This window comes from Caballeronia terrestris (assembly GCF_001544515.1).
In the GTDB taxonomy this organism is placed as follows: domain Bacteria; phylum Pseudomonadota; class Gammaproteobacteria; order Burkholderiales; family Burkholderiaceae; genus Caballeronia; species Caballeronia terrestris.
Map to the genome: position 1 here is coordinate 1 of NZ_FCOL02000158.1, position 5,435 is coordinate 5,435.

Genomic DNA, 5,435 nt, shown 5'->3' on the forward strand with positions numbered 1-5,435 from the left:
GGTGTTACTTGGGCTGTGCTTGTTGGCACAACACTTGACTCAACCTGGTGTGCGCTACTCCCTTCGGGAGCGGGGTCCTGGTAAATGCTGAAGCATTAACCATGACCGCGAAACACACTGGTTATAGGATCAAGCCTTACGGGCAATTAGTATCAGTTAGCTTAATGCATTACTGCACTTCCACACCTGACCTATCAACGTCCTGGTCTAGAACGACCCTTCAAGGGGATCAAGTCCCCGGGGATATCTCATCTTAAGGCGAGTTTCCCGCTTAGATGCTTTCAGCGGTTATCTCTTCCGAACATAGCTACCCGGCGATGCCACTGGCGTGACAACCGGTACACCAGAGGTTCGTCCACTCCGGTCCTCTCGTACTAGGAGCAGCCCCCTTCAAATATCCAACGCCCACGGCAGATAGGGACCAAACTGTCTCACGACGTTTTAAACCCAGCTCACGTACCTCTTTAAATGGCGAACAGCCATACCCTTGGGACCGGCTACAGCCCCAGGATGAGATGAGCCGACATCGAGGTGCCAAACACCGCCGTCGATATGAACTCTTGGGCGGTATCAGCCTGTTATCCCCAGAGTACCTTTTATCCGTTGAGCGATGGCCCTTCCATACAGAACCACCGGATCACTATGACCTGCTTTCGCACCTGCTCGACTTGTCGGTCTCGCAGTTAAGCACGCTTATGCCATTGCACTATCAGCACGATTTCCGACCGTACCTAGCGTACCTTCGTACTCCTCCGTTACACTTTGGGAGGAGACCGCCCCAGTCAAACTGCCTACCATGCACTGTCCCCGACCCGGATCACGGGCCAAGGTTAGAACCTCAAACAAACCAGGGTGGTATTTCAAGGACGGCTCCACCGAAACTAGCGTTCCGGCTTCATAGCCTCCCACCTATCCTACACAGATCGGTTCAAAGTCCAATGCAAAGCTACAGTAAAGGTTCATGGGGTCTTTCCGTCTAGCCGCGGGGAGATTGCATCATCACAAACACTTCAACTTCGCTGAGTCTCGGGAGGAGACAGTGTGGCCATCGTTACGCCATTCGTGCAGGTCGGAACTTACCCGACAAGGAATTTCGCTACCTTAGGACCGTTATAGTTACGGCCGCCGTTTACCGGGACTTCAATCAAGAGCTTGCACCCCATCATTTAATCTTCCGGCACCGGGCAGGCGTCACACCCTATACGTCCACTTTCGTGTTTGCAGAGTGCTGTGTTTTTATTAAACAGTCGCAGCCACCAGTTTATTGCAACCCTCTCACCCTTCTGGCGCAGGCCAGTCAAGCTACAAGGGCGTACCTTATCCCGAAGTTACGGTACCAATTTGCCGAGTTCCTTCTCCCGAGTTCTCTCAAGCGCCTTAGAATACTCATCTCGCCCACCTGTGTCGGTTTGCGGTACGGTCTTGTTAGACTGAAGCTTAGAGGCTTTTCTTGGAACCACTTCCGATTGCTTCGCGACCTAAGTCGCTCGCCTCACACCCTTGAATTCCGCGCCCGGATTTGCCTAAGCGCCTTCTCCAATGCAAGGACCGGGACTTCCAACACCCGGACAACCTTCCGCGATCCGTCCCCCCATCGCATCTAACAATGGTGCAGGAATATTAACCTGCTTCCCATCAGCTACGCATTTCTGCCTCGCCTTAGGGGCCGACTCACCCTACGCCGATGAACGTTGCGTAGGAAACCTTGGGCTTACGGCGAGGGGGCTTTTCACCCCCTTTATCGCTACTCATGTCAGCATTCGCACTTCCGATACCTCCAGCGCACTTTTCAATGCACCTTCGCAGGCTTACGGAACGCTCTCCTACCATGCACATAAATGTGCATCCGCAGCTTCGGTGACTGGCTTGAGCCCCGTTACATCTTCCGCGCAGGACGACTCGATCAGTGAGCTATTACGCTTTCTTTAAAGGATGGCTGCTTCTAAGCCAACCTCCTGACTGTTTTAGCCTTCCCACTTCGTTTCCCACTTAGCCAATCTTAGGGACCTTAGCTGGCGGTCTGGGTTGTTTCCCTCTTGACACCGGACGTTAGCACCCGATGTCTGTCTCCCGTGATTGCACTCTTCGGTATTCGGAGTTTGCTATGGCGTAGTAATCCGCAATGGACCCCACAACCATGACAGTGCTCTACCCCCGAAGGTGATACACGAGGCACTACCTAAATAGTTTTCGGAGAGAACCAGCTATTTCCAAGTTTGTTTAGCCTTTCACCCCTATCCACAGCTCATCCCCTAACTTTTCAACGTTAGTGGGTTCGGTCCTCCAGTACGTGTTACCGCACCTTCAACCTGGCCATGGATAGATCACTTGGTTTCGGGTCTACGCCCAGCAACTGAACGCCCTATTCGGACTCGCTTTCGCTACGCCTGCCTTAATCAGTTAAGCTTGCTACTGAACGTAAGTCGCTGACCCATTATACAAAAGGTACGCCGTCACCCGTTTCCAGGCTCCGACTGTTTGTATGCATGCGGTTTCAGGATCTATTTCACTCCCCTCCCGGGGTTCTTTTCGCCTTTCCCTCACGGTACTGGTTCACTATCGGTCGATCACGAGTATTTAGCCTTGGAGGATGGTCCCCCCATCTTCAGACAGGATTTCACGTGTCCCGCCCTACTTGTCGTACACCTAGTTCTTCCATACTGTTTTCGCTTACAGGGCTATCACCTGCTATGGCCGCACTTTCCAGAGCGTTCAGCTAACAATACAGATAAAGAGTACAGGCTGATCCCATTTCGCTCGCCACTACTCTGGGAATCTCGGTTGATTTCTTTTCCTGCGGTTACTTAGATGTTTCAGTTCACCGCGTTCGCTTCTCGTAGCCTATGTATTCAGCTACGGATGACCCATACGGGCCGGGTTTCCCCATTCGGACATCTTCGGATCAAAGCTCGTTTGCCAGCTCCCCGAAGCTTTTCGCAGGCTACCGCGTCCTTCATCGCCTGTGATCGCCAAGGCATCCACCACATGCACTTGTTCGCTTGACCCTATAACGAGTGTGTCTCTGTCGATCAGAGTTAGCGCTTTAGCGCTTACTCTGATCCCACCCCCGAAGGGGAGGGCCGCTGTGTTACCACCGCGGCACATCGACATCTCGCCATAGGTTGAGTATTCGCGTTGTGCCGTATTCCAAAGCGATCTTTCGATCACCTTTTCATACTTGATACAATCACAACCCTGACTACCCTACTCACACCCATCTCTAAGTGCTTTCGAATAATCTCTTTACTACTTCTTCCAGATTGTTAAAGAACGTTCAGCCGATATCTACACCTACCAATATCGCTCTGACTGGCTCAATCGCCAATGGATACACGACTCTGTTACCAGAACCTTATCCATTGAAGATTGGTGGAGGATGACGGGATCGAACCGACGACCCCCTGCTTGCAAAGCAGGTGCTCTCCCAGCTGAGCTAATCCCCCGGGTGCCATGCTAAAAGGTTTGTCTACCGTCGGTCTTCGCACGCACTTGGGTGGTGGGTCTGGTTGGATTCGAACCAACGACCCCCGCCTTATCAAGACGGTGCTCTAACCGACTGAGCTACAGACCCTTAGCCTGTCTTCTTACAGCCGATAAGCGTGAGCGCTCAACTTGAACACTTGAGCTCGAGAAAGGAGGTGATCCAGCCGCACCTTCCGATACGGCTACCTTGTTACGACTTCACCCCAGTCATGAATCCTACCGTGGTGACCGTCCTCCTTGCGGTTAGACTAGCCACTTCTGGTAAAACCCACTCCCATGGTGTGACGGGCGGTGTGTACAAGACCCGGGAACGTATTCACCGCGGCATGCTGATCCGCGATTACTAGCGATTCCAGCTTCACGCAGTCGAGTTGCAGACTGCGATCCGGACTACGATCGGTTTTCTGGGATTGGCTCCACCTCGCGGCTTAGCGACCCTCTGTTCCGACCATTGTATGACGTGTGAAGCCCTACCCATAAGGGCCATGAGGACTTGACGTCATCCCCACCTTCCTCCGGTTTGTCACCGGCAGTCTCCTTAGAGTGCTCTTGCGTAGCAACTAAGGACAAGGGTTGCGCTCGTTGCGGGACTTAACCCAACATCTCACGACACGAGCTGACGACAGCCATGCAGCACCTGTGCGCCGGTTCTCTTTCGAGCACCCCCACCTTTCAGCAGGGTTCCGACCATGTCAAGGGTAGGTAAGGTTTTTCGCGTTGCATCGAATTAATCCACATCATCCACCGCTTGTGCGGGTCCCCGTCAATTCCTTTGAGTTTTAATCTTGCGACCGTACTCCCCAGGCGGTCAACTTCACGCGTTAGCTACGTTACTAAGGAAATGAATCCCCAACAACTAGTTGACATCGTTTAGGGCGTGGACTACCAGGGTATCTAATCCTGTTTGCTCCCCACGCTTTCGTGCATGAGCGTCAGTATTGGCCCAGGGGGCTGCCTTCGCCATCGGTATTCCTCCACATCTCTACGCATTTCACTGCTACACGTGGAATTCTACCCCCCTCTGCCATACTCTAGCTTGCCAGTCACAAATGCAGTTCCCAGGTTAAGCCCGGGGATTTCACATCTGTCTTAACAAACCGCCTGCGCACGCTTTACGCCCAGTAATTCCGATTAACGCTCGCACCCTACGTATTACCGCGGCTGCTGGCACGTAGTTAGCCGGTGCTTATTCTTCCGGTACCGTCATCCCCTCAAGGTATTAGCTCGAAGGTTTTCTTTCCGGACAAAAGTGCTTTACAACCCGAAGGCCTTCTTCACACACGCGGCATTGCTGGATCAGGGTTTCCCCCATTGTCCAAAATTCCCCACTGCTGCCTCCCGTAGGAGTCTGGGCCGTGTCTCAGTCCCAGTGTGGCTGGTCGTCCTCTCAGACCAGCTACAGATCGTCGCCTTGGTAGGCCTTTACCCCACCAACTAGCTAATCTGCCATCGGCCGCCCCTATAGCGCGAGGTCCGAAGATCCCCCGCTTTCTCCCTTAGGTCGTATGCGGTATTAATCCGGCTTTCGCCGGGCTATCCCCCACTACAGGACACGTTCCGATGTATTACTCACCCGTTCGCCACTCGCCACCAGGGTTGCCCCCGTGCTGCCGTTCGACTTGCATGTGTAAGGCATGCCGCCAGCGTTCAATCTGAGCCAGGATCAAACTCTTCAGTTCAATGCCTGTTACTGTTTTCTATTCTTGCGAATAGGTCGCTCACTCAACGTACTGACAAGTTCTGCTTATCTTTCCATCTCTGGAAAGACACTCAAAACCTACCTTAATACTAGTGTGAGACTTGATACTTTCGCTTCATGCTCCAGCCCGAAGACCAGAACAGCGTCGCCATCAAGCGCCCACACTTATCGGCTGTTAGTTTTTAAAGAACATTCGCACGAACCGGCGCCCACACCTTCAGTCGCCTACAGCACTCAACTTCAGCGCTTCGTT

At 52.9% G+C, this 5,435-nt stretch carries 2 tRNA genes and 2 rRNA genes; all 4 read right to left on the bottom strand.

Annotated features, from left to right (window positions below):
* Positions 1-125 precede the first annotated feature (125 nt).
* Positions 126-3,005, bottom strand: a 23S ribosomal RNA gene (locus tag AWB67_RS34265).
* Positions 3,006-3,367: 362 nt separating this feature from the next.
* Positions 3,368-3,443: transfer RNA gene (locus tag AWB67_RS34270), tRNA-Ala, on the bottom strand.
* Between the two features lie 51 nt (positions 3,444-3,494).
* A tRNA-Ile gene (locus tag AWB67_RS34275) sits at positions 3,495-3,571 on the bottom strand.
* A 60-nt stretch (positions 3,572-3,631) separates the two neighbouring features.
* A 16S ribosomal RNA gene (locus tag AWB67_RS34280) occupies positions 3,632-5,162 on the bottom strand.
* Together the 16S and 23S rRNA genes with 2 tRNA genes alongside form the textbook arrangement of a ribosomal RNA operon.
* Positions 5,163-5,435: the final 273 nt, after the last annotated feature.